General features: G+C 37.3%; 23 protein-coding genes. 11 read left to right on the forward strand and 12 right to left on the reverse strand.

What is annotated here, in order from left to right; genetic code table 11:
* Positions 1–245: 245 nt before the first annotated feature.
* Both SJY23_RS00420 and folP read right to left on the reverse strand, forming a co-directional pair.
* Positions 246–2882 carry a T9SS type B sorting domain-containing protein gene (locus SJY23_RS00420; RefSeq protein WP_396597036.1) on the reverse strand — a complete coding sequence of 879 codons (2637 nt, stop codon included), beginning with the start codon at positions 2880–2882 and terminating at the stop codon, positions 246–248.
* A 134-nt stretch (positions 2883–3016) separates the two neighbouring features.
* The gene (gene folP / locus SJY23_RS00425) at positions 3017–3841 is read right to left on the reverse strand and encodes a dihydropteroate synthase (protein ID WP_396597037.1); all 825 of its coding nucleotides are present in this window, start codon (positions 3839–3841) and stop codon (positions 3017–3019) included.
* Between the two features lie 292 nt (positions 3842–4133).
* Between folP and SJY23_RS00430 the strand changes: the two genes are divergently transcribed.
* The 11 genes from SJY23_RS00430 (at position 4134) to SJY23_RS00480 (ending at position 15358) form a co-directional block, all read left to right on the forward strand.
* Positions 4134–4673, forward strand: coding sequence for a DUF1599 domain-containing protein (locus SJY23_RS00430; RefSeq protein ID WP_298328103.1), 540 nt, complete (start codon positions 4134–4136; stop codon positions 4671–4673).
* A 76-nt stretch (positions 4674–4749) separates the two neighbouring features.
* Entirely contained in the window at positions 4750–6498 is a 1749-nt protein-coding gene (locus SJY23_RS00435; RefSeq protein WP_396597038.1) for a BT_3928 family protein, read from the forward strand.
* Positions 6495–7571 carry an ABC transporter permease gene (locus SJY23_RS00440; RefSeq protein ID WP_035336262.1) on the forward strand — a complete coding sequence of 359 codons (1077 nt, stop codon included), beginning with the start codon at positions 6495–6497 and terminating at the stop codon, positions 7569–7571. The genes SJY23_RS00435 and SJY23_RS00440 overlap by 4 nt, the downstream gene beginning before the upstream one ends.
* Positions 7572–7812: 241 nt before the next feature.
* Positions 7813–8565, forward strand: coding sequence for a triose-phosphate isomerase (tpiA, locus tag SJY23_RS00445; protein ID WP_396597039.1), 753 nt, complete (start codon positions 7813–7815; stop codon positions 8563–8565).
* A 102-nt stretch (positions 8566–8667) separates the two neighbouring features.
* Complete coding sequence (locus SJY23_RS00450) at positions 8668–9189, forward strand: hypothetical protein (protein WP_396597040.1); 522 nt, start codon at positions 8668–8670, stop codon at positions 9187–9189.
* Positions 9182–10789 (forward strand): S8 family peptidase, encoded by a 1608-nt coding sequence (locus SJY23_RS00455; RefSeq protein ID WP_396597041.1) that lies wholly within the window; start codon positions 9182–9184, stop codon positions 10787–10789. Before SJY23_RS00450 ends, SJY23_RS00455 begins: the two co-directional genes overlap by 8 nt.
* A complete protein-coding gene (prmA, locus tag SJY23_RS00460) occupies positions 10786–11646 on the forward strand; it encodes a 50S ribosomal protein L11 methyltransferase (RefSeq protein WP_396597042.1) in 861 nt (286 codons plus the stop codon). The genes SJY23_RS00455 and prmA overlap by 4 nt, the downstream gene beginning before the upstream one ends.
* A gap of 95 nt (positions 11647–11741) precedes the next feature.
* Positions 11742–12017, forward strand: a complete 276-nt coding sequence (locus SJY23_RS00465) for an ATP-dependent Clp protease adaptor ClpS (protein WP_013751571.1) — start codon at positions 11742–11744, stop codon at positions 12015–12017.
* A gap of 93 nt (positions 12018–12110) precedes the next feature.
* On the forward strand, positions 12111–13301 hold the full coding sequence (gene sucC / locus SJY23_RS00470; protein ID WP_035336256.1) for an ADP-forming succinate--CoA ligase subunit beta: 1191 nt from the start codon (positions 12111–12113) through the stop codon (positions 13299–13301).
* Between the two features lie 423 nt (positions 13302–13724).
* Positions 13725–14060 (forward strand): hypothetical protein, encoded by a 336-nt coding sequence (locus SJY23_RS00475; protein ID WP_035336254.1) that lies wholly within the window; start codon positions 13725–13727, stop codon positions 14058–14060.
* 98 nt (positions 14061–14158) lie between these two features.
* Entirely contained in the window at positions 14159–15358 is a 1200-nt protein-coding gene (locus SJY23_RS00480; protein WP_396597043.1) for a DUF4105 domain-containing protein, read from the forward strand.
* A 2-nt stretch (positions 15359–15360) separates the two neighbouring features.
* Here the strand turns inward: SJY23_RS00480 and SJY23_RS00485 are convergent, their stop codons facing one another.
* Genes SJY23_RS00485 through SJY23_RS00530 form a run of 10 tightly spaced genes read right to left on the reverse strand, consistent with a single transcriptional unit; the run spans position 15361 to position 26878 of the window.
* Positions 15361–16755, reverse strand: a complete 1395-nt coding sequence (locus SJY23_RS00485) for an exopolysaccharide biosynthesis polyprenyl glycosylphosphotransferase (RefSeq protein WP_396597044.1) — start codon at positions 16753–16755, stop codon at positions 15361–15363.
* Positions 16756–16791: 36 nt separating this feature from the next.
* Positions 16792–17808 (reverse strand): glycosyltransferase family 4 protein, encoded by a 1017-nt coding sequence (locus tag SJY23_RS00490; protein WP_396597045.1) that lies wholly within the window; start codon positions 17806–17808, stop codon positions 16792–16794.
* On the reverse strand, positions 17762–19123 hold the full coding sequence (locus tag SJY23_RS00495) for an O-antigen ligase family protein (protein WP_396597046.1): 1362 nt from the start codon (positions 19121–19123) through the stop codon (positions 17762–17764). The genes SJY23_RS00490 and SJY23_RS00495 overlap by 47 nt, the downstream gene beginning before the upstream one ends.
* 4 nt (positions 19124–19127) lie before the next feature.
* On the reverse strand, positions 19128–20207 hold the full coding sequence (locus SJY23_RS00500; protein ID WP_396597047.1) for a glycosyltransferase: 1080 nt from the start codon (positions 20205–20207) through the stop codon (positions 19128–19130).
* The gene (locus SJY23_RS00505) at positions 20204–21316 is read right to left on the reverse strand and encodes a glycosyltransferase (protein WP_396597048.1); all 1113 of its coding nucleotides are present in this window, start codon (positions 21314–21316) and stop codon (positions 20204–20206) included. Before SJY23_RS00505 ends, SJY23_RS00500 begins: the two co-directional genes overlap by 4 nt.
* Positions 21313–21861 (reverse strand): serine O-acetyltransferase, encoded by a 549-nt coding sequence (locus SJY23_RS00510; RefSeq protein WP_396597049.1) that lies wholly within the window; start codon positions 21859–21861, stop codon positions 21313–21315. Before SJY23_RS00510 ends, SJY23_RS00505 begins: the two co-directional genes overlap by 4 nt.
* Positions 21861–22862, reverse strand: coding sequence for a glycosyltransferase family 2 protein (locus SJY23_RS00515; protein WP_396597050.1), 1002 nt, complete (start codon positions 22860–22862; stop codon positions 21861–21863). Before SJY23_RS00515 ends, SJY23_RS00510 begins: the two co-directional genes overlap by 1 nt.
* Entirely contained in the window at positions 22849–24333 is a 1485-nt protein-coding gene (locus SJY23_RS00520) for a glycosyltransferase family 2 protein (RefSeq protein WP_396597051.1), read from the reverse strand. Before SJY23_RS00520 ends, SJY23_RS00515 begins: the two co-directional genes overlap by 14 nt.
* Positions 24330–25472: a glycosyltransferase family 4 protein gene (locus tag SJY23_RS00525; RefSeq protein WP_396597052.1), complete on the reverse strand. Its 1143-nt coding sequence runs from the start codon at positions 25470–25472 to the stop codon at positions 24330–24332. Before SJY23_RS00525 ends, SJY23_RS00520 begins: the two co-directional genes overlap by 4 nt.
* Positions 25472–26878 carry a UDP-glycosyltransferase gene (locus SJY23_RS00530; RefSeq protein WP_396597053.1) on the reverse strand — a complete coding sequence of 469 codons (1407 nt, stop codon included), beginning with the start codon at positions 26876–26878 and terminating at the stop codon, positions 25472–25474. Before SJY23_RS00530 ends, SJY23_RS00525 begins: the two co-directional genes overlap by 1 nt.
* Positions 26879–26937 lie beyond the last annotated feature (59 nt).

Genomic DNA, 26937 nt, shown 5'->3' on the forward strand with positions numbered 1-26937 from the left:
AGACCGGGCTATACGTTCATACGCTTCGTGATGCTACGCTATCGCTCCACAACACTGCAGGGTAACCACTACTATCCCTCACGCAAGAAATTAATCGCTGCTAACTTTCATTGCACATTGCCAAAACTGTGTTACAACAATCAGACTACTCCTCAACTAGATTATAATTTACACCTCATATCATAACTAAAAAAGCTCTCAGTATTAGATACTGAGAGCTTTTAATAATTGGTTTTATGTATTTCTTATCGCTTCAATGTAAAGTGACCATTAACCGTTCTCTGTGTCCCTTCCTCATCTACTTCTGTAAACTCTACTCGGAACCAATAATCACTTGACGGCATAGGCTGTCCATTAAAAGTACCGTCCCATCCAGCGCCCACTGGGCTGATTTGCTTTAAGAGTTTACCGTATCTATCAAAGATGAAAATCTTTGCGTTTAAGTTTGGTGCTACTCCTAGCCCTATAATATTCCACGTATCATGGAAGCCATCTGCATTAGGGGTAAAGAATCTTGGGTAATCTATAATATCTATTTCTACCTCTGACACACTACAATTACCACTTGCAAGTTTTCCAAAAATAGTATGTGTCCCTGGTCGTACGTTTGTTAATATAGTACTGTTGAAAAAAGGACCATCATCTACGGCAAATACATATTCTGAGTCAGGATTTGCGCCAGTTATATTACTTATCTCTACGGTATATAAACCACCTGTGTTAAAAGAAGACTCTACAACAGTTGCTTCAAAAACAGGAGCACTTTCTGCAATGTAAACAGCCTCTGCAACATAATCACAGAGAATCCCTCCTCCATATTCTGCAGTAATAGTTAGCTCATAACTTCCAGGAGCATCTACGTTTACGACAGAAACGGACGACACTGGATTTGGATTTCCATCAAGTCGCCACGCATATGTATAATTAGCACCCGGTTGCGGGCTCTCTACAGTTCCATCAATGACAAATGAATCAAGCGATTCTCCTGTTATCTCATCTACACAAAAAGGTCCTCCTTCGTCTGTAAGATTGGTGTAAGGCAATGGTTGCGCAAACAACTCAAACTCAATTATGTCATCACTTTGACAAGTGCGAGCTGCATTCACAGAACGGGCAAAAATAGTTTGTGGATTCTCAGTATTTACAAAGGCACTAGGCGTAGCAATAACATTTACCATATTCTCCGCGTCATCTTCACTCGTGTAGTAGTTTACAGTATTAGCTGCTATGTTACCTGTAATAGTTTCATTTTGTTGCGTGAGATCAAAAGTGGAAACACTCTGATCTGGAATACTATTCACACCTAAATTATCTACACACTGCACTAAATTTGGCGCTGTAAATGCATCTGGAAGTGTTCCTACTGTAAAAACGATGCTTGTAAAATTTAAACATCCCGTCTGTACATTTTCTATACGCACAAATAATTCTTGACCGTCAGTAACTTCGTAAGGCGTGCTGAGCGCATCAGTATTTGCTGCGGCTTGTGGCTCTAGCTCATGATAGGTTATTATAAAATCATTTTTTATTTGTGGTGCAACAAGCAACCCAACCTTATCTGCTAGGTTATCAAGATTTACACTTGCCATCGTATCTGTAGTATCGCGCGCTTCACAAATGGTATATTGAAAAGGGTCTTGCTGCGTTAAAACAGGTAATGCATTTACAATTACTTCAAATGGCACAACCACATAACACAAATTTCCATCGCTATCTATATCACTATTCCCTGGCACATTACGCTCTACTCTTGCATATAGTGTTTGAGTTCCTAAAACAGTATTAATAAAAGCAGTCACATCTGGAATTGCTTGAGATGTGTCATCTGGATTTGATTCTGCAATAGTAAGATCTGTGTAGACAATAACATCCACTTGTTCTCCGTTTGCTATCTGAGTAATTGCGGGTGTTAAATCAAACACTTCAAAACCATCTATATTTGAACCAGAACCAGCGTCAATAACGCCGTCTCCATCTGCATCAATATCAGTTATTGTATCACACACTTCTAGAGCATCTGGGGTAGTGTTAGGGTTTGGCAATTCTAAAAACGTGATCACCGCTTCATCGGCTCCATCATCACCATCAACATTGGTTATTGTTACTTGATACTCACCTGTAGTTGTAACGTCAAGCGTTGCTGTTGTCACTTGATTTCCTGAACCATCTAGAACAGGCATAAATCCTGCACCAGTATCTACAGTCCATAAGTAGCTTACTGCATCTGCACTGGTAGCATCTAAGGTCACTGTGGTTCCCTCACAAACATCTTGGTCTCTTCCTATAGAAGCACTAACGATTGAGCAATCTGTAGCTCCACTTCCAGCACTTGCAGGGTCGCTTATTTGTTCTATAAAAATCTCAGCTGCTACGTTTGAGAAATTAGTGACCATAAACACATAAAAATCTCCTTCTTGAGCTCCAGTAATAGTTGGGAACTCTACAGCTGCTGAGGAAAAACTACAACTCTCAATATTTTCTGCAGTTAATTGATCAAAAACATCGATATCAGAAAATGGTCCCCAGATAATATAGTCTACATCAAGACCAGTCCCTGTAGGTGTACCATCATCATCAATAGCTGTGTTTTGAGTAATTTGAAAATCTATATCTCCATCTTGTTCTATTTGCAAGAAATACCACGTAGGTGATGGCTGACTTCCTAGACAACCATAATCTGGTCCAGCTTCCGCGACATTACTACAGCTTGAATCTGTACTTCCTGCAAAACAAGCTTCAAAAGGAGTGGAGAATACTGGATCGTTAGTACAAAAAGGAACTGCGTCTTCAAACGTAGATCCACCAGCGGCACTCTGCGCAAAAAGCGAGGTATTTATAAAAGAAAAAGCTATTAGAATTAAAGCTACACGTAGGATTCTCATTATAGTATTATTTAAGGAGTGAAAAATACCGTTTTTTTGCTAAAATCCTGTTAACGAAGACCCGTTTTCTTGAGTGAATTTATAATAAAAAAACCATCTAGTATTAGCAATATAAGTTCACTATGAAGCTTAAACTATACCAAGCACGCCTCGTAAAGAGTTACCACTTCCATAGCTTCCTTTACGTCATGAACTCTTAATATATGTGCGCCTTGATTTATCGCGATTGTATTTAATACCGTGGTCCCATTAAGTGCCTTATCTGGTGATGTCTCGAGGGTCTTATAAATCATAGATTTACGAGAAACACCTGCTAGTATAGGTAAGTCTAACTGTTGAAAAATTGCCAACTTATTAAGTAACTCAAAACTATGATTAGCTGTTTTTGCAAATCCAAAGCCTGGATCTACTATCACATCATTTATTTTATGAGACCTTGCGACAGCCACTCGCTCGCTAAAGTAATGCAGCACCTCTTTTGTTATATTCTCATAGACCGCAAGTTCCTTCATAGTCTGAGGAGTACCTCGCATATGCATCATTATATACGGGACACCCAACTCCCCTACTGTAGATATCATTTCTGGATCTAACTGCCCTGCACTTATATCATTAATCATAGCTGCTCCTGCTGCTATTGCTTTTCTTGCTACGCTTGCGCGAAAAGTGTCTACAGAGATTATAATCTCTGGAAACAAAGTCACCAATTGTTCTATCACTGGTATCAATCTCAACTCCTCTTGCTCTACTGAAATATCTACAGCTCCTGGACGCGAACTGTAAGCTCCTACGTCAATAAATGTTGCGCCATCATCAAGCATTGTTCTTACTTGGTCAATAGCAGCTTCCATATTTTTATACCTACCACCATCATAAAAACTATCTGGAGTGAGGTTTAGTATTCCCATCACCTTAGGCTTGGAGAGATCTATTAGCGTTCCTTTACAGTTTATTTCCATAGATGATTATTTATAAATCTTTGGCTCTTATTCTGTGATAGTTTGACTTCTTTAGTAACTACTTTTAATCACAAACTACCTCTACTCCATAGCCCCGATTGTAGTGAAAATCCCACAGCTGGCTGGTGCAACCGCCGCGAGGAATTGCAACAGAAAGCGGGATACTGTTTCAAAAATACACCATAAACGCTGTGCTTCAAAAGGATAATAGCTAGCATTACTTTCTAAGCAAGAACTCATTTCTTATATTGAAGATTTTAACCGAAATTTACCAAAAATCAAACAACATAGCATGCCTGACACTTCTGCCCAATATGATGCGGTAATCACACAATGTAGAGACCTTTTTATTAAAAAAATGAAAGACTATGGGAGTGCATGGCGCATTTTGAGACTTCCTTCTCTCACGGATCAAATTTTTATAAAAGCTCAACGCATACGCGGTTTACAGCAAAACGAGGTGCAAAAAGTGGATGAAGGGCAGCAATCTGAATTTATAGGTATCATTAATTACTGTGCCATGGCGCTAGTAAATCTTGAGCGCGGCGTGGTAGAGCAACCAGACATGGAGCTTGAAGAGGCTACGCATGCTTATGATGAGAAAATAAAACTCACAAAACAGTTAATGATGGATAAAAATCACGACTATGGTGAAGCATGGCGTGATATGCGAGTGAGCAGTCTTACAGATTTGATTCTCCAGAAATTGTTGCGTGTGAAGCAAATAGAAGATAATAAAGGAAAAACGCTCGTTTCTGAAGGTATTGATGCAAACTACCAAGACATGATTAATTATGCTGTTTTTGCAATGATTCACTTAGGTGATGCATAAGAATTAGTATTTATGAATAAAAGTTACGCTTTCGCAAAAACGTGACTAATACACCTCCAGCGCTGCTGGATTATATATGAAACTACTTACACACATAGCTCGCTTTATTGTAGGAGCACTTTTCATCTTTAGCGGATTTATAAAGCTTAACGACCCTCTAGGGTTTTCTTATAAGCTTCAAGAATATTTTAGCCCAGAGGTTTTAGGGCTTGAATTCTTATCACCCTACGCTCTGCTTATTGCCATCATACTTGTGGTGGTTGAAGTGCTATTAGGAATTGCTTTGCTGGTAGGGTATCGTAAAAAAATCACCTTGTGGCTACTGTTTGCAATGATTGCATTTTTTACATTTCTCACCTTCTACTCCGCTTATTTTAATAAGGTGACAGATTGCGGATGTTTTGGTGATGCTATTCCGCTAGTGCCGTGGGAGTCTTTTGCCAAGGATGTGATTTTATTAGTTCTTATCCTTTTCTTGATGTTTAATCAGAAATATATCCTACCTCTTTTTGGAAAACTCATCAACACCTCTATTGTCTTTGTATCATTTTTAGCATGTATGTTCTTTGGTATGCACGTACTCGAGCACCTACCATGGTTAGATTTTAGAGCTTACAAAGTAGGCTCAAACATATCCGAAGGAATGAAAATTCCAGAAGGCGCACGAGAAGCTACGTTTGAGTACCAATGGACATTTAATATTGATGGCAAAGAAGAAGTAATTACCACAGAAGGTGGCTACCCGCAAGTAGATGGAGAGTTTATCTCATACGAGGTCGTACAAACAGCCGAAGGTTATGAACCACCAGTACACGATTTTACAATAGAACGAGGAGAAGAAAATTATACTACAGAATTTCTAGAGAAAGAAAATCTCGTTGTAATTGTTGCTTACAACTTAACTAATACGGAGAGAGAAGGCTATTATAATATTAGAACCATTACAGAAGATGCAATTAGAAAAGGATATAACGTCATAGGTCTAAGCTCCTCGTCACAAGATGTAACAGATGAGTTTGTGCAAGACTTTAAACTTCCTTTTAAGTTTTACTTTACAGATGAAACGGTTTTAAAAACTATTGTACGTGCAAATCCTGGAATTGTTAGTCTTCATAAAGGAACTATCTTACAAAAGCTTCACTATAATGACGCCCAAGACTTGCGCTTACAAACTCTAGAAAACAGTAAGCCTCACCTTGATTTCACCCTCAAACATGAGCTAGATAGTATCGCCATTCTTGATCAAAAGTACAGACGGATGATGTACTTACAAGACGGGGAAGAAAAGAATACCGAAGCTAAAAAGCTAGGCGTAGCTCCAGAGGAATTTCAAAATTTTATCTGGAAGCAACAAGAATTACTGGACAGTATTAATCTTGAGCGTATTGAATATACCCTAAAAACGAAAGGATATCCAGGCAAAAGCATCGTGGGAGAACCGACAAATACTGCTGCTTGGTATGTAATCCAGCATAATCCTGATAAAATACCAATGTACATAGAGACCATCAAAAAAGCTGGACAAGATGGCGAATTACCATACAGACTTGTTGCAATGATGGAAGACCGCTTACTTATGGGTAATGGCGAACCTCAAATTTATGGTACTCAAGGAGCAACATACCCAAACATGGCCGATTTTATATGGCCTATAGCAGATCCTCAAGATGTAAATGAAAGACGTGCTGCAGCTGGATTTCCTCAAACTATTGAGCAATATGGTAAAGACCTCTTTGGCCAAGACTTTGAATACAAAGAAATAACTCTTGATGAAGCGCTTGCTGCAAAACAGCAAATGCTCGAAGGAAAGGCGGCATCAAATTGATTAAATACCTATTATATAAATTAGGTTATGCGCTGCTCACGTTGTGGGGAGTAGTAACCGTTATTTTTTTCTTATTTACCGTACTGCCTGGAGATCCAGCGAGTATGATGCTTGACCAAAATGAAAATCCAGAACAACTAGCAAAGGTGCGAGCAAAATATGGTTTTGATAAGCCTATAAGTACGCAATACGCATACTACATTAACGACCTTTCTTTACTTTCTCTTCATGCTAATGATGAGCAAAACTATACGTCGCTAGCTTCTGGCAAGTACAGCGCAACTCCATTATTTGAGATTGGAAATAGGACGCTAGCAATAAAATATCCATACCTCAGAGAGAGTTTTCAGAAGACAGGCAAACCCGTCACAGAGGTTATTGCCGAAACGTTACCTAACACTATTGTTCTTGCCGTAAGCGCTATTGTGATTGCCATATGTATTGGTGTTTTTTTAGGTATTATTTCTGCGCAAATGCGGGACACATGGGTTGACAAAACCATACAGGTTGTAAGTACACTAGGAATGAGTGTTCCTAGTTTTTTTAGCGCTATTCTATTTGCTTGGCTCTTTGGCTATGCGCTTCATAAATATACCAATCTCAATATGACAGGTAGCTTGTATGAGATGGATGATTTTGGGGAGCATGTGCACATCCAATGGAAGAACTTGGTTTTACCAGCACTAGTTTTAGGTATACGACCGCTTGCCGTTGTAATTCAATTAATGCGCAACTCGCTTCTTGAGGTTTACAATCAAGAATACATAAGAACTGCCAAAGCTAAAGGTCTCACCACCTATCAGATTATAAAAAATCACGCACTTAAAAATGCATTAAACCCTGTAGTTACTGCCGTGTCTGGATGGTTTGCATCCATGCTCGCGGGTGCAGTATTTGTAGAATATATTTTCGGGTGGAATGGCTTAGGTAAAGAAATAGTAGATGCACTCAACACACTGGATTTACCTATTATCATGGGTGCCGTACTTATTATCGCTACGCTATTTGTAATCATAAATATTCTTGTAGATTTCGTCTACGGCTGGCTAGATCCAAAAATTAGGCTGCGCTAGGTTACATAGTTCTTACGAAAACGTAATCGTGAAAACTGGGTTAAATCAAGAGTAAACCTCTCTTACTCTTAGTATATTTGGTTTTTAAGGAACTCGCTTTTGCGGAAGCGAAACACAACAAAATAAAACACCTACGCCTTTTTAAAACCACATGTAATAATACATTAGTTTATATTACTAAGGCTTCTGAAATTAACTACTAACGAGATCTCTTTGTATGAAGAGATCAAAAAGAACTATAATGAGAAAAAATATCGTCGCTGGAAACTGGAAAATGAATAATGACCTAGGTGCCACAGCAACCTTAATCACAGCACTTAAACAAAAGAAAAATGAAGGAAATGCAGAGGTTATTATCGCTCCTACATTTGTAAACCTATACAGTGCTTTTGATAGTCTTTCTGACTCAAACATCACTGTTGCTGCGCAAAACATGCATCAAGCAGAAAGTGGAGCTTTTACTGGAGAGATTTCGGCAGGTATGCTTAAAGGAATTGGTATAGACACTGTGATTTTAGGACATAGTGAACGCCGCGCTTATTTTCACGAAAGTGATGAGCTACTTGCTCAAAAAGTAGATAGCGCTCTTAAAAACGATATGAGAATTATATTCTGTTTTGGTGAAGAACTAGAAGACCGTAAAGCAGGAAAAGAAGAAGATGTGGTGGGTAGCCAACTCAAAAATGCATTATTTCACTTAGATGCCAGCGCGTGGTCAAATATTGTTCTTGCATACGAGCCAGTGTGGGCAATAGGTACTGGAGAAACGGCATCACCAGAGCAAGCACAAGACATGCACGCCTTTATAAGAAAAACTGTAGCCGAAAAGTATAACAATGAAGTAGCTGAAAACGTATCAATCCTTTATGGAGGATCTGTAAAACCTGCTAATGCAAAAGAAATTTTTGGAAAACCAGATGTAGATGGTGGCCTCATAGGTGGTGCTGCCCTTAAAGCAGATGACTTTTTTGATATTGTAAATGCGTTTGCATAGTCTCAAATAATTTAAGAATTGACAATGCGCCTCCAGAGATGGAAGCGCATTTTTATTTTATATCAATTGGTATTAGTACATTAGAGCTTAATCTTTTATCACATGAAATTCTTTTTTACATCGCTAGTCCTGCTCCTCACCATCTGTAGTTGCACCTCAAAACAAGCAGTTACCACAAGCACTCAAGAAGATGGCACACTCGTACTTCTCAAAAATGCACAAGAAGCCAAGTCCATTTATATCGCAACTAATGGCAATATGGGAATAGGTAAAAAAGAGCCAAAAGTTAAGCTTGAGGTAAATGGCCAGGTACATGCAAGGTCAGTAAAAGTGGATATAAAATATTGGGCAGATACGGTATTTGAAGATGGGTATGATTTATCACGCTTACGCGAAATTGAAACCTACATACAACAAAATGGGCATTTACCCGAAATCCCGTCTGCTACAGAAGTTGAACAAAATGGTATTGAACTAGGCGCAATGAATGCACTACTTCTAAAAAAAATTGAAGAGCTTACCTTACACCTCATTGAGAAAGAAAAACAAATTGATCAACTAACCAAAGACGTACAGGCTCTCAAAGAAACTATTACTCCATCTGACACCAAGAATAATGGCTAAACTCATTATCTTATCTCTCCTACTCTATTCTTGCCTGCTTCAAGCGCAAGAAGGCCGCTTTTACATACGTAGTACATCTGAAAACGTAGAGATTCCTGTAAGTACAAAGGACTCTATTGTAACCTACTTAGGTAATGATACAAGACTCAAAAAAATGTTTATTGAGCACAAGGTTAAAGTATTTAGAAAAGAATTCAAGTACGCGCAACGAGATAAACTCAAACGCACATACTTTGTTCTTGCAGAGAGTAAAACGTTCCAAGAAGAGTTAATGAATCTAGCGCCAGATCTATTTGAGTTTGCAGAGAGTATCTCAAATGAATCGCTACAAATTTATGAACCTAATGATTACGGCGTTACAAGTATCACTGGTAAAAACCTAGGTGCGCAAGCGGTTTTAGACTATTATGATTTCCTTGGTGTACCACAAGCTTGGTACTACACCACAGGTTCTCCGGAAGTAATTATTGGAATATCTGATGGCTACATAGACCCTGAAGATCCAGAGTTTGCAGGCAAAACTACCATGTTCAAAAAAAGCAGCCTATCCAAAGGTCATGGATATACAATCTCTGCAATAGCTGCAGCTCGTGGAGATAATGGATATGGCGCGGCAGGAATTTGCTATGACTGCAACATATACACAACCACCTATGGTAACTTTAAAGAGTTGGGGCAACTACTAGAACTATCAAGAGCAGGCGCAAAAGTGATTAATTGCAGCTGGGGATCACGCACCTATTATGAGACTGCGCAGGAAGCCATTAATGAAATGCGCGACCTTGGTACCGTGATTGTTTCTGTACCACATAATGCGGCATATAGTGTTACAAACGGAGAACAACTAAGATATCCAGGTGCTTATGAGCATGTGATATCTGTAGGAAGTGTGCAGCACAAAAATGATGAAATCTCAGATGGACTTCTCATTGAAGAGAAAAACGGGAAGTATTATGCAGAGAAGCAGCAATATCACTTATCGCGTACAGGTGGCTTTAAAAATAATGATCCGAATGATGAATATACCTTATATCTTAGTTCTACAAATAATCTAGATAGCTCTGTGGATATTGTCGCACCGGGAAATGATATTTTTCAATACTATAATTATAAAGAGAATGGAGAAATATTTCATAATCCGTTCCAGGCGACATCTCCTGCCGCACCACTTGTAACTGGAACTATAGGACTTATGTTTTCACTTAACCCATCACTCTCAGTAGATGAAGTGAACAGCATTATAAAATTAAGCGCAACTAATATTGATCACATAAAAGCAAACGCTCCACTCAAAGGATTATGGGGTGCAGGATCATTACACACAGGCAGAGCTGTAAAGATGACTCATGACATGCTACAGTCTGATACGTATATGATGATTGAAAATCAGCGATTTGCTCGGTGGGATTTTAAAATTAATGCCGCGCATAAAATCATGATTAAGAATCAGCAATTTATAGAGGACACTACAGTAGATTTTACTGCAAAAGATGAGATTCTCATCAATACAGAAACCGTACTTTTGCCTGGAGATAACGGATCTATAATACTTACTATTGATTCCAATGCATCTTATAACTTAGAAACTATAAAAGAATGACACCCATTTATTTAGGATATACCTTTACTATTGAGCCACGTGACCCTGCTACAGAAATTATCATCGCAGAGCTAGGCTACGCTGGTTTTGAAAGCTTTACAGAAACTACAAATGGTGTGATTGCATATATCCAGAAAGAAGAAGCGTTTCCTAGTGGTGAAGTTGATTTTGCCGCACTTCTTACAGATATCCAGATTCTCAAATCTGATGAGTTTAACATCACCTACACTGCCGAAGAAATTGAGCAAGTAAACTGGAATGAAGAATGGGAGAAAAACTTTGAACCTATTGAGGTAGACGGAAAATGTGCCGTACGCGCACCTTTTCACGAGAAAACTGATGTTGAGTTTGACATTGTGATTGAGCCAAAAATGTCATTTGGCACGGGTCACCATGAGACTACACACATGATGATTAAGCATTTACTCAAACTCGATGTCGCTGGTAAAAAAACACTTGACATGGGCTGTGGTACTGGAGTACTCGCTATCCTAGCCGAAATGAGAGGTGCACAACCTATAGACGCGATAGACATTGATAATTGGTGTTACCTTAATACTATTGAAAATGTAGAACGCAACAACTGTAAGCATATAACCGCTTACGAAGGCGAGGCCTCTTTGCTATCTGATAAAAATTACGAATTCATTATCGCAAACATAAACCGTAACATTCTTTTACAAGATATCGGCGTGTATGCGAGTTGTCTTTCTGAGGATGGAATACTCTTATTAAGTGGGTTCTACACAGAAGACATTCCGTTAATTTCAGAAAAGTGCAATGAGCACGGCCTCTACTTTGTAAGTAATTATGAGCGTAATAATTGGGTTGCTTGCAAGTTTGAAAAAAGAGGATAATTTCAAATTATTGATGATAAATAATTGTTAGAATTATGCTTTCGCGAAAGCGTAATCTCTAAAATTTGTAAATTTGCATCATAAATCTCAACGCTATGAGTAATCAAGAAAAATATCAAGAAGACGTAGATGTACTAACAGAAGAAACTCCATCACACGAGATTATTCTGTATAATGATGAAGTAAATACTTTTGACCACGTTATAAATACGCTTATTTATGCATGTGATCATGAGGAGAATCAAGCACATCAATGTGCGTTACTAGTACATTACAAAGGAAAATGCTCTGTAAAGTCTGGTGAGTATAAAGATCTAGAGCCTCGTTGCTCAAAACTTTTACAAGCAGGACTGAGTGCAGAAATTGTATAAAATCAATACTTATAATTAATCACAATAACTATTGCGCTCTCGTGGCGCATTTGTTATTTTTGCGAGGCAAATTAAGCATCTTAAACGAAGATTATGAATCTACACGAATATCAAGGAAAAGAGATATTAAATAGTTTTGGCGTACGTATCCAGCGTGGTTATGTAGCACAGACTCCGGATGAGGCTGTTGCAGCTGCCGAAAGACTTACTGAGGAAACTGGTACTGGATGGCACGTTATTAAAGCGCAAGTTCACGCAGGTGGTCGTGGTAAAGGTGGTGGTGTAAAGCTAGCAAAGAGCCTAGATGAAGTAAGATCTATTGCAGATCAGATCATCGGGATGGATCTTGTTACTCCACAAACAAGTGCAGAAGGTAAAAGAGTTCACCAAGTGCTAGTTGCAGAAGATGTATACTACCCAGGTGACAGCGAGCCAGAAGAATATTATATGTCTGTACTACTTAACCGTGGTACTGGTCGCAATATGATTATGTATTCTACAGAAGGTGGAATGGATATTGAAACAGTAGCAGAGGAAACTCCGCACCTTATCTTTCATGAAGAAATTGATCCTGCAACAGGATTACTTCCTTTCCAAGCACGTAAAATTGCATTTAACTTAGGATTAAGTGGTGCTGCTTTTAAAGACATGACAAAATTTGTTGCTGCTCTTTATAAAGCATACACAGATTCTGATAGTTCGCTCTTTGAGATCAACCCTGTTCTTAAAACAAGTGACGATAAGATTATGGCAGTAGATGCAAAGGTATCACTAGATGATAACGCATTATACCGTCGTAAAGATTATGCAGCAATGCGTGACAAGCGTGAAGAAAACCAAGTAGAGGTTGAGGCTGGTGAGAAAGGACTTAACTATGTAGACCTAGACGGTAATGTAGGGTGTATGGTAAACGGTGCTGGACTTGCAATGGCAACCATGGACCTTATCAAGCAATCTGGTGGTGAGCCTGCAAACTTCCTTGATGTAGGAGGTACTGCAGATGCTGAGCGTGTAGAAGCTGCTTTCCAATTAATACTTAAGGATCCTGCTGTAAAGGCAATCTTAGTAAACATTTTTGGAGGTATCGTACGTTGTGACCGTGTGGCACAAGGTATTATTGATGCATACAAAAACATGGGAACTATCAACGTGCCTATCATTGTACGTTTACAAGGAACTAACGCAGATATCGCAAAGAAATTAATAGATGATTCTGGACTTGACGTTCAATCTGCTATTGAGTTTAAAGAAGCTGCAGATAAAGTACAGGCTGTACTAGCTTAATACTTTTTAATACATAGATGTTACTCGTAGCATCCTTCAAATCCCACTTTCTATAAAGTGGGATTTTTTTGTTTTATAAATGTCATTAGATGACATAATCTATAGCTAGACAACTACAAAATAGGTCTTTTTCTTAACATTGACTACTCCATACTTTCTTTAAGGATTCTAAAGCTATTATAGTAAAATATCACTCCATATTTCAAGTAATGGTTACTGTTGTTATCAATACATTATGAAGTTGATAATCACGCTTTCGCGAAAGCGTTACCAGAACAAATCCAATACGTTAACAACTCACAACCAGCATTAAAGAACAGTTAAGCTTGACTAACTCTCATAGAAAAGCGACAAATAAGTCGTCTATTTGCACTGTAATAATTCATTAAAAACCTCGTAAACATCGAGACAAAAAAGAAAATTATGAAAACATTAAATGTATTATTTGTAGCCGCTTTACTTACTGTAAACACAGCCTTTGCAACTGGAACAGAGCCAACATCTGACAACAAAGAAAAGACAGTAACTGAGCAAGTAGCAGTTCTTCTTAACAAGCCAGAATTTGAAGTTACTAAGGAGCTTATTGCTCAAGTAACATTAATGGTAAATAAGAAGCAAGAAGTTGTTGTTTTAAGTGTAGACACTAATGATGAGTTTGTAGCAGATTTTATTAAAGCTCGTCTTAATTATGAAAAGTTAAGCACAAAAACAGTAGGAGAGCAATTTACATTACCAGTACGCATCGTCCCAGGAGCTTAAGGAGCTTCACCTAAGTTTGTAAAGCTGAGCGTTGCTCGGCTTTTTTTATGCCCAATATTGATTGTGAGATTTTTATACCTCCACTATCTTTACAAGGTATGAAAAACCTGATTCTCTTAGCTTTTCTGTGCTTCTCTACGCTGGGATTTACACAGAATACATTCATTAGTCTATCTGATGAGGCATCTATCAATCTGATCACCATAGGCCCTGGCGCTGTACTTAACGATGCTTTTGGACACAATGCAATTCACGTACGTGATTATAAAAAAGGGTTAGATATCGTATTTAACTACGGCAAGTTTAACTTTAAAACTCCTAACTTCTATCTGAAGTTTACAAGAGGAAAATTATTGTACGAAGTAGGGGTAGATAAGTATGAAGATTTTGAATATAGTTATAAGCTCCAGCAACGATGGATTGAGTCTCAAGAACTAGAGCTCACTCAAGGTCAAAAACAAGATGTCTTTGAATTTTTGGTGAATAATGCCAAAGAAGAAAACAAATATTACAAATATGATTTCTTCTACGATAATTGCTCTACAAGACCATTTGAAATCATTAAAAATGAAGCTAATGTGACAATGAGCTATGATCACCAAGAAGCTGGCATGACACACCGTGATCTCATACACGAATACGTGTCATGGAACACTTGGGGAAGTATGGGAATTGATATCGCACTGGGGTCTGTAATTGATAGAACTGCCACTCCAGAAGAGTACTTGTTTTTACCACATGAGCTTATGTATGCTTTTCAAGAAGCTACGATAAATACACCTTCAGGAACACTACCACTAGTAAAAGAAGCCAAAACGGTATTTTCACCTCAAGTAAAACATAGTTATAGTGCTAATTTTTTACTAAGTCCATTGTTTATACTTGGACTTCTAGCAGGGTTTATCATTTACAAAACCTACAAAGATCATAAGAATGAAAATCCACTAGGATGGCTAGACACGAGTATTTTACTAATCACAGGTCTTGTAGGAGTTGTCGTTTTTTTATTATGGTTTGGCACAGATCACAATGCCACGGCGTGGAATTATAATCTACTATGGGCCTTCCCATTTCATATACTAGCGGCATTTGCTGTAAAAAGAGTACAGCCGCCACAATGGGTTTATCCTTATATAAAATTGGCTGTGATTATGATGTCGCTGCTTTTCTTTCACTGGATTATAGGAGTCCAGCGATTTGCGCTATCTCTTTTGCCGCTCCTTTTAGCAATTATGATACGCTATGTATTTATGCTTAGAAGGATTAAAGTTACAAGAACAAATGGTAACGAGGAGTAGTATTACTGTCCTCTAAAATTGACTATAGTACTAATGGTTTTAAGGACTATACTTAAATCCATAAAGAGATTACGGTGCTTGATATAATATAAGTCATACTGTAGCTTTTCTAGCGAACCTTCTTCAGAGCTTGCATAACCACCCATTACTTGCGCCCACCCGGTAAGTCCTGGCTTTATAATATGGCGTGTCTCATAAAAAGGTATATCCTGAGAAAGTTCCTTTACAAATACGGGGCGTTCCGGTCGTGGACCTATCACACTCATCTCCCCTAGAAACACATTAATAAACTGCGGGATTTCATCTATTCTACTCTTTCTTAAAAATTTTCCGAATGATGTAATACGCGAATCATTCTTAGTAGACCATGCCGCACCATCTTTTTCTGCATTAACAATCATGGTGCGCAGCTTTATAATCTTGAATGTATTACCACCTTTACCTATGCGTATTTGTGAGTAAAATAAAGGCCCACGATTACCGATTAGGTTACCAAAAAACACTAGCGGTAGCAAGAGGATAAAAAATAAAATCCCCAAGACAGACATAACCACATCAAAAATGCGATGAGTAAGTCTATAAAATTTGTTTTGATTGCTACGACTAAATGGAAAATAACGGTAAAAATCTTTATCTACATACTCAACAGGAACACGTTGCGTGATGTCTTCATAAACCTGCATATACTCCCGTATGGGGAAACCAACTTTCAAAAGCGAAATGAGCTGATTATAGAGCTCAAGGGAAACACCGTCTTCATAAGTACTCGCAACAATAATCTCTGAAATTCCATTTTCTGAGATAGTATCATTAAGGTTTTTGATAGGAAATCTTTTTGCCTCTGTTGAAATCACATCTGCAATAGACATAGGCTCTGTGTTGATATAACCCGCTATCTTATAATTAGGATCGGCTCCCTGTAAGTTTTTAATAATCTTATGAATATTAAAAGAATCCCCTACAACTATTGCTTTCTTATAAAATCTTGGTGCCGAAATAATAGACACGTATAACCACCTCCACAAAGAAATACCTATAATCATTGCTAAGAAAAAGTACACTATCTGTAGTCTATTTTCTGGAAGAATGGGAGTATAAAAGGGAGTTAGCAAGTAGAATAACACAGTAACTGCAACGGTAAGAATCACATTCTTAAGCATGGTCTGAAACTTTACTGTCTTCGGTAAGAAATAAAGTTCAAATACCGTCCCAAAGATGGACAGATACCCCACTAGAACAATGATTGCTATTGCGTTTTCCTTACTAATTATTAAGTAATCAAAATCTAAAAATAATTCTGTGAGATTGAGTGCCCCCAGAACAGATAAGATATCAAATATGCGCAGTAAGACTTTACGCTCTGACACATCAAAATGGATACTAGGTAAGAGGGACATTCGAGGTTGGTTGAGTACCGTAAATATATCACAAATTTAGCAGAGCACTTTATGCCATTGCTCTTTTACTACATTCCAATCAAAGGATTCTACTTTTTGACGAGCATTCAATACTATTTCCTTTGTGCTCATTGGGTTCTCAAGCAACCTACTTATCTTTTCTGAAAAAGCAGAAACATTCTCTGGAGTGGATAATAGTCCATCTACGGTGTCATGAATAAGATATGGCATTCCACCTACATTTGTAGAAACTACAGGTAACCCCAGTGCCATTGCCTCTATCACACTCACTGGAGTATTATCAAAGCTTGTGGTACTTATAAAAACATCATGATTTTGCGCTAGAGATGTCCAAGCTTCTTTAGAAAGACTTCCTGTAAATTTCACAGGTAAATGATGATTTGTCACATAATCTTCACACCGCGCTAGACTTCCATCCTTATCTGGCCCAACCATAGTTAGAGTAGTTTCAGGATACTTTTGAAGTATTTTCTCAAGTACTTGAATGGCCATGAGCGGATTATAAATTTCGGCAAATGAGCGTACCCATAATAATTTGGGTTTAAATACTGCTCGCTCCTTAAATGGATAGTTATCTAATTCAATGGTGTTAGGGATGTGTTGGATATTTGAGAAACCCGCTTTCGCGAAAGCGTTATATAAATACCCACTAGGAGCCACGTTTACCGCTGCTTTGCAAAAGAGTTGCTCACATGTCTTTTTGTTCTTAATGAGGCGTTCTGGCAAATTACCTCCGTGTAAAATAGGGATATACGGAATACTCAATGCTCTACATAAACGAGCAATAACAACCGCATACCAAAAGTTGGCGGTGCTGTATACATCTATGAGAACAATGTCTATTTTCTTATACGAGCTCAATAATGCATGCATCATGTCAAGCATGCGTAGTGACTTATTTTGTTTTGTTGACGTTACCTCAACATCATAGCCTTCCTGCCTCAGTAATAAACTAAGGGTCTCAATAGTGGTAACCGTCTTCCCTTTATTGGATAGCGCGTTGCCTACGTATAGGAGTCTTTTTCTTTTCATGAACAACGTTTAAAAGGGCAAGAGCATATATAAAAGCTGGCGCAGCAATACGCATTGAGGAGTGATTTATGGTCATAAACCAAAACCCTAGGGCCGCAAAAAATAGATAGTTCCTTCTATTCTTAGCTCGATATACAAGTGGATAAATAATAAGAATTCCTAGTATAATTAATCCTAAAATACCATGTTCAGATAATAATCTACTGACTTCGTTATGAGAAGCAGCTCCTATTCCTGTTTCCTCTGCTCTTAATTCTTTTGCTTTACCAGCCCCAACTCCAATGACAGGATTATTGTAAAAGGCATTTAACTCCGTCTCAAAAATCTCTGCCCTACCCGTAGTAATATCACTTTTAATCCGGCCGGCGGCATCTCTATTGGTATAGCGTTTATTAATAAGTCCATTGGTTTGGAAAGAGCTATAAGCACTAACCGCGACAAGCACCCCTCCTAATAAAATTAAGTAGGTCATCATTCTTCTACGAGCGACACCTTTTGAGCCTGCAAAATAAATAACTAAGAAGGCTACGCTGCAACCAATACCTGTAATTACTCCTCCTCTTGAAAATGTAATAATCCCTTTATAAAGTAAAAAGCCCGTAAGCGCTAAATGAATAAATAAAACCAGTTTGTCTTTACTATGAATTACAAGTTGAACAATAGCTAAAAACATCCCTAGACCTAATACTGTAGCCACTTGATTAGGTCCAAAACCACCAGATGCTGCAAAGTTCGCTCCAGTACTTCTTAAAGCTTCTCTCAAATCTGGAGTCCCTAAGGTGATGTAAATGGACATTCCTACAATAGGCAATAAAATCCATCTAGTCAAGTTAGAGAGTTGATTATAGGTAAGTTTTCTATCTATACAATAGAGCGCAGTAAGTCCTAGACATATTGGACCACTTAAGTTAAAAAAGATAGCATTTTTCACGTCTGTACCAAGGTTGAGCGTTATAGAGGCGATCAATATACTTGGAAGCAATAAGAAAATATAAACCCAATAAACACCAGATTTCCGACTAGTACCACTCAAGAAAAGTCCAATAAGCATAAAAGCTATTACAGAATATTTACCTAACTCATATACAGGAACAGCATAGCTCATCCTAAAGAAAACCTCAGCACCAGTCATGTATCCCGCTGCCATGAGTGCTTCACTATTTTTATTTCCTGTGCTAAATATTTGAACTAAAAAATAAAGAATAGTACCTACAAAATACACGAGGGCGAGTGACCTAACTAGATATACCAATACTCCTATGATGATATGAATCACCATAAAGAATAAGTATGAAGGTTGTTTTGATATATTCACGTGTCTAAGATATCAATCCTTTATAAATTGGTAAGATTTTATTCATAAAAGCCTTCTCACTATAATTAACCTCAAGACTTCTTTTAAAATTCTCACCAATAATTTTTAAATTCTCAGGTTTCATTGAAAATACTCGCTCTAATGCCTGAAACATTTCTGCATTTACATCATCTATAATAAAACCATTGCAACCTACAATCTTAGCGCATTGTCCTACATTAGTGGTTATGACTGGAAGCGCGGCATTACCATATTCTAATAGTGATAATGGTAAGCCTTCAGAATTTGATACCAATACTCCAATTGTAGATTGACTAAGAATGTTTGAGATATCTGATCTTGAACCATAACAAAAAACAATACCTTCTAATTTTTCCGTTTTTATAAAATCGTCAATAAGTTTTGAATAATCATCATTAAAATCTTTTCCTACAAAATGTAATGTCCAACCTGGATATTTCAGCAAGCTTTCTTTGAAAACTTTCATTAAGTTAATATGATTTTTGACAGGTCTAAGGTTTGCTAATAAAAGTATCCTCTTACCATTACCACCTTTAAGCGTAGTTAAGTGACTAACACTAGTAGAGGTAGAGAGCAAAGAAAAATTATTTATAAAAAAATTTTTCTTTGTATATAAATTATCCTGAGCCCATATTAATAGCTTTTGATTTACAGCAATACTAACGTCTATAAATCTTGAAAAAATCTTTATTTTGGAGAGTGCAACACCTCTGATCTCTGTGCTTAATCCAAAATGATTGTGCCACAAAATTTTTATTTTAGGATATTTTATTTTCGATAAAACTGCTAACTGAATAGAAGTGGAATGTGCGTGTATTATATCTATATTAGTGTCTTTTAGATATTTGAAAAATAAATTTAAAGCTCTGTAATCTAACCTGCTTTTTTTATTTAAAATAAAATATTGGACATTTTTATTAATCATCTTCTCTAGAGCCCCACCTCTTACGGTACTACACAAATATGATTCCACTCCAGCCATTGCATTTGCGTTTGCGATGTTTACAGCCATGCGCTCTGCTCCTCCTGCATCTAAAGAATCTATAAGTTGGAGGACTTTCATTGTAATAGCTTTTTGATTTCTTGAGCAAAGGTATCCATTGTGTATTGCCTAGACCACTCTACGGCCTCTTTACTCATATGTACTAGAGCTTCTTTGTTAGTTAACTGTTTTCTTAAATACTCATCATCGATATGTTCTGGATCATGTATGAGTATCCCTCGCTTATCGTTTCCAATCATCCAAGGCACACATGATACACTCGAGACTATAGGCACTACACCCCAAAACATTGCCTCTGCGACAACCTTAGGCCATCCTTCACTTTTAGATAATAATATGAGAAGATCTGCATTCTTGTAGGCTTCTTTTACTATATGCCCAGGTTGGTTTCCTCGTATGAAGATTTGGTCTAAAATCCCATTTTCTTTTCGATACCACTTGATGTCTTCTACCACTGGTCCATCACCGTACATCTCAAGGATAATATCTAATCCAGAGCTACGTAAAAATTTTATAAGCTGTACAGTTTCAAAAGGTCTTTTATTTGCTCCCATAGTGCCCACATACATGGCTTTCAGAGGTTGCTTAAAATCTCGAACTATGATGGGCTCCTTGTCATTGTTGTAATAACTTGCCGTAAAAAAGGGTTTAATATTTTTAGTTTGGCTCTTCCATTCGCCATAAACCAGCACTTGCATATTCTTAGTCAATACGGTATTAGAAAGTATCCACTTCTGCATATTATAAGCTAGGGGTTGCTTAGATTCAGGATCCCAATTCCCAGCATACTTAGCCGTTTTACGCTTTCGCGGAAGCGTAATTTGAATCAAACATGCAAGTAGAGCAAGATTACCTGGACATCTTAGATGAATATGATCTGCCTTGCTCATAGCATTCCATAACACTATGGCTTGATATGGAATGGTTAGAAACGAGATTAATGCTGATAATACTGAATGAAACTCCAGTCTTGGTAATGATTGAACTTCAAAATCTTGTATTTGAAAACCTTGAGTTAAAAGATTACGGTTATATTTAGTCGGACATACAAAAGAAACATCACTAGCATGTTGCATCCATATATCCATTTCCTTCACATAAGGTGCGTACGCTTCTTTCTCCCCTGAATTAGTTAAAATAGGTGCATCAGATATGATGAGTAATTTCATAAAATATAGTCTGCAGAATCGTTATCACTTACTTTTATAGCCGGCACACCTACTACCGTAGTTCCCGCAACAACGTCTTTAACCACAAGACTATTTGCTCCTATCACCGCTTTATCTCCTACCTTTAACTTACCTGCTATTGTGGCATTTGCTCCTATATAAACTTGATTACCTATTACTGGAATACCACGATGATCTCCGCGACCACTTACACCTATGGTTACTCCTTGAGAGATGTTGCAATTCTTACCTATGATAGCCTTTGCGTTGATAATGATACCAGAATGATGACCTATGTAAAATCCTTCTCCTATGGTTGCGCTATATGGAATGGTTATACCTGTTAAGATTTCTATAGCTTTTAATTTGAGAACTCCTATAGCCAATAGTGGCCATTTTAATACTTTAGGCAGCTTAGATGTATAAATCCAATTAAAAAAACGATACTGTAACAATGCCCATAGCCCTTGCTGAGTCAACAACATTAATAAGGCCGACTTCCCGCTATAGTCCGTATATCTTTTGATGTCTTTTGAAAACTTCATTAATTAGGTTTATTAAAAGGCAAACTAAATATACCTACGGTTCTTCCCATTGCTTCTGTGAATGCTTCTTTACGTTCACTCGTAGTAAAGATATTCAGAAATCTAATACCAGTAAGCAATACGGTGATTTGATACCATTTGAGTTTGTTCCTAAATGATGGTTTGGGATGTTTTACTCGCCATACATACCAGCCATTGCGCACGACCATCTTACCGTAAGTGTATTTATTAGGTCTTCCTGCTGCATCGTGATGGTGTTCTAATTGTGCTGCTGTATTCACATACAAATCTCCTATATTAGATAATCGTAATGTAAAATCTGCATCCTCATAGAGACCATAACCTTCAAAATATTCAGAAAACTTATGTTCTTTTAAAACAGCAAGAGGAAAACTAGAAACACCTCCCATTAACTGTTCTACTTTATAAATCTTACCAGAAGGTGGCAAAAAACTTATAGATCTACCATGACCAAATTCAGGATAAATAGCTGGTTGTGTAGTTTGTGCCAGCCCTAATTTTCTTCTTAGTTTGTAGCGACTGCTCTCCTTTCTCCTATAACTACCGTAATAATAATGGTTTAAATCCTCAATTTTTCCCTGTACTGTCTTCTCCCAAGAAACTTCGTTTATAATATAACCACCTACACCTATTGCCGCAGGAAAATGAGTGTATGTAGTTAATAATTGCTCAAAGTAATCTGGATTAAGAATCGTGTCATCATCAAGAAATGCAACTATATCTATCTCGGCATTGACTCTTGCTATTCCATAATTACGTTGCTTCGTAAGCCCCCGATGTTCTTGGGGTACTTTATGATAGTGTATGATGTTATTTCCGCTTTCGCGAAAGCGTGATCCTGTATCATCATTTACAGAACCATCAATGATCAATACCTCATCTGGTAGTTTAGTTTGCAACATCACAGACTCCAATAACCTTGATAAGGGATCTGGTCGCATGTAGGTGCAAATGATAAGGCTTAGTTTATACTGTTGCATCTTGAGCTAATTTTTGTGACCAGTAGAGACTTTTACTCCACGCCTTTTTAAAGTATTTATAATAAGCAATAGGATTTTTGATTGAGTAGTCTTTATAAAACTTGATAAACAAAGTGACTTTGTATCCTATCAACTGTTTTGGAGTATAATTCTTAGTACGATGATACATGATTTGTGGGGATGGCTTAGGTAAGACAGCATCTTCTTGCCATGGAAAAACATATGGTTTTCTAAATCCTCCTACAGGAGCCTTTAAATGCAATAATTGAATTTGAGGCGCAAATATTACGTCATATCCGGCATTACGTATTTGCATCCCATAATCTACATCTTCACCGTAACCATGCTCAAGTGCCATATCAAACTCACAACTCTCCGCTACTTCTCTATGTACGAAAGAACATCCAGATCCAAATGCTGGCCATTGCAAGTAATTACTTTGCTTTTCTATTTCTCCTTTTTGCAAACAAGAAAAAGTCACACATTTTGCTTTGCTATCATTTATAAAATCTAAGATTCTGGTAGAAAAATCATTTTTAATACGCACGTCATCGTCAAATAACAAGATCCAGTTTGCACTACTCAAAGCTATTGCTCGATTACGAGCTCTACAGGCTCCAGTGATATGAGTGAACTCATGGACTATTTCAAAATTCCATTGTTCATCCTTGACAAAACCTAGATTGCTTGTTGCATGACCGCCTGCATTTTGCTCAATAACTATAACTTTATTAGGTAGAATTTTTTGACGATTTAAATCTAGTAAAACATCCTTTAAATAACCAGCTCTTCCCATAGTAGGAATAACAACGTCATATTCAAAATTTGACTCAGTTTGTACTTTTTTAAAGGTTTGCAATTCATGTATATCAATTTTCAACAAAGATTTTTTAATGAAAATTATTCTCATTAATGAAATTACAGGAAAGCGTTGCTCATACCATAAATGACAGAGAAGTAAAATGAATACCCATCTAGTTCTATAATGTTGTTTTACAAACTTATAAAGTTCGTAAGTTTCTAATTCTTCATTTTGAATGGTTGTAGGTATTTGATAGTTCAAGACACCTCGAGTTTGCGATAATTTACCTAACGAATTTAACCAGTATAAATAATTCTTTTGATTAGAATGACTAAGAACACTTTCATTGATAAGGTTGGCATGCATACAAACTATAGCTGTTCCTTTTAACCAAGTGGGATACGTGACCTTTTTATTAATATTTAAAAAAGGACTATCCTCTACATATCCTATGTCTGGATGTGAATTATTGTAATTGGAGAAAAAATATGCCCGATGATTTATTTCAGGTAGTACAGCTTTAAATGCATCAACATCTACTGTTTTCTCATAAACCAACAAGTAATTATCAGGGTTTTCATGAGCGCATTTATAAATAGCCTCAATTATTGACAGTCCGTCATAATTGCCAGTAATCGCAATACCTTTATGGTGTACAAGGGAAATCATAAGGAACAAATATTTTTATAATACCCTATATTTTGATGGACTGTTTTATTAATATCGAACTGCTCTTCTGTTTTTACTCTACCTGCTTCTCCTATTTTATCTACCAATTCTTGATCATCAAATAAATTTTTAATGGTGTGAACATAGGCATTAAAATCATCTGGATGATGCATAAAACCATTAACACCATGATCAATTAAATCTTGTGCCCAACCTATATCAGTATTAACTACTGCTTTATTTAATGCCATAGATTCTATGGTTACCATTCCCAGAGTTTCTGCAAGCGATGGAAATACACAAACATGTGCTTTCTTGATTTGCCCTTGTACTTCCTCATAAGGTATTTTACCCAAATAAGAAATTCGAGCAGCAGCTTTTACTGTCATTTTATCCTTCATTAATTCCCAAGTAGATGTCGATCCTGTATGGACATCACCACTATCTGCACCTATAAAAACCAAAGTACTCTTAGGTTCTATCTCTACCAATTTATTAAAGACTTCTATAAGCTGGAAAACGCCCTTTTTCCTTATCAAGGTTCCTATATTAAGAATGCGATACTTTTCATATGTACCTGGATCCGCATTATTAAATTTCTCTAATTCTAGACCGTAATGAATGATTTTCAATTTATCCTTAGGCAAGTTGAAGAGTTCCATACTTTTTTCACCCGCAAAAGTAGTTGGAGCTATAAAACCAATTGCCTTTTTGACTGCTTGTTTTTCAAAATAAGCATTCTTCTTCTTTTGTAAGCGTCCTTCAATATGACAGAAATAGGTGTCACTTCCGTGAAAACGTATCACTAACGGTTTCTTAAGCTTCATAAACGCAGTGATTCCTGTCCAATCAGGAGCTTCTATAATATCTATGGTATTTGAATATCGGTTTAAATAACGACTGATATGTTTTCGGTATAGAAAAAAGCCTCCATACCCATAACTCTTCTGTTTTATAACATGAAATATCACTCCGCCTTCGGTAAAAACCTCATCTATTTTTTGACCGTAGATAAACAGACTCACTTGATGTCCTTCGGAAACTATAGCTGACGCAAGGTTCTTTATACTTGTTCCCATCCCCCCAGAATTGCCTAATTTAGGATGAGGGTACTCTGGTGTTAAATAGGCTATATGCATTAATCAAGAATTTCATTTATCCCTTCCCAAATACGTTCACTTGCCTTCTCTGGCTGTTCTGGGTTGTTTACAATCCCAAACCACTTCTTAGTAACAGGCACAGGATTAAGACTACCATTAAGTAAGCCTTTAATTCCATCATAAATCTCTTCTTTATTCATTGCCCAGGTTACACTTGTATCATAATCTGGCATCGAGCGGAAGTGAACATATTTATAGTTCTGTCCTATATCACGTATTCCTTTTTTAAGTTGTGGCTGCTCATAATTGGGGTAAATAGTAGGCTTATCGTGCGCCACAAAGTCAAACACCATACTCGAGCATATATTTACCACAAGCTCACAGTGGTGACAAGTATTTACTAATAAAGCAAAATCTTCTTTGGTAGGCATTACCTGATTCCATTGACTCCCCATAGGTTTCCACAAAGGATCTATAGGTGTTATGACATCACTATAGTTGGCCAAAACCTCATCATATCTACCCGAAAAGTCAATAGGCACTTTTCTATATACAATGGCTACATCTTCACCTTCTTCTCTCAATTTACGTACAGCAATTGCCGTGTCTTCTAGATAATATTGATCCAGTGGTGACGTGGTTTGATCATCCCCAGAAAAACAAATGTATCGTGTCTCTTCACTAAGGTTATGCTCTAGACAAAATTGCTTTCGCGAAAGCAAAATACTACTATCGTAATGTGGTTCAAATTGTGGTGTACCTGTTACAAATATCTGCTCTTCTCTCGTTTTTGGGTAATACTGTAAGAGCTGCTCCTTCATCAACTCAGACCATACAAAATAGTAATCTGTTTCTACCGTGGTCATTCCCTTAGGCAGGTTGTCCCAACTGTATATCCAGCACGCCGTTTTTATTCCTAAGTCTTTTGCAGCCAGTATAGGTGCAATGGCCTGTGTAGCCCGCTGTGTGGTGCAAAAAACAATATCTGGACGGTGTTCTTCTAGTTGTGCTTTAAGCTCGTTGTAACGAACGGTAGACCTTTCGGTAGCTTGCATTTGGTTCATTATTCGTTGCCATCCCTTTGGTGTGGCACTAAACGTTTCGTGATACTTTACAAAAGCACTTTTTAAGGCTTTCTTTATACTATTCCACTGCAATGGAAAACGATAGGTAGGATAGACATTATCTTTTTCACGCTTTCGCGAAAGCGCAAGTTCTACCCTTTTTCTTGCGTGACTAAGTGTAGGCGTTTTAGGGTGAATCTTTGTGTTCTCAATCTTCACTTCTTTATAACCCAATTCCTTTTCTAACGAAAATATCGTGTTATTCCAATAAGTGATATCAAATCCTTGCGCTTCTCCTACTTCTTTAAACTTAGTAAAAGCAAAGTTGCGTAGGCCTACGCCGTCTGGGAAAAGAATGAAAACTTTATTTTTTTTAATCATATTTCACATACAGCTACTTACTGTAATAAGGTTTTTTTTGGTTGTGCTCTTCTGTCATT

Source organism: Dokdonia sp. R86516 (assembly GCF_044596715.1).
Taxonomy (GTDB): domain Bacteria; phylum Bacteroidota; class Bacteroidia; order Flavobacteriales; family Flavobacteriaceae; genus Dokdonia.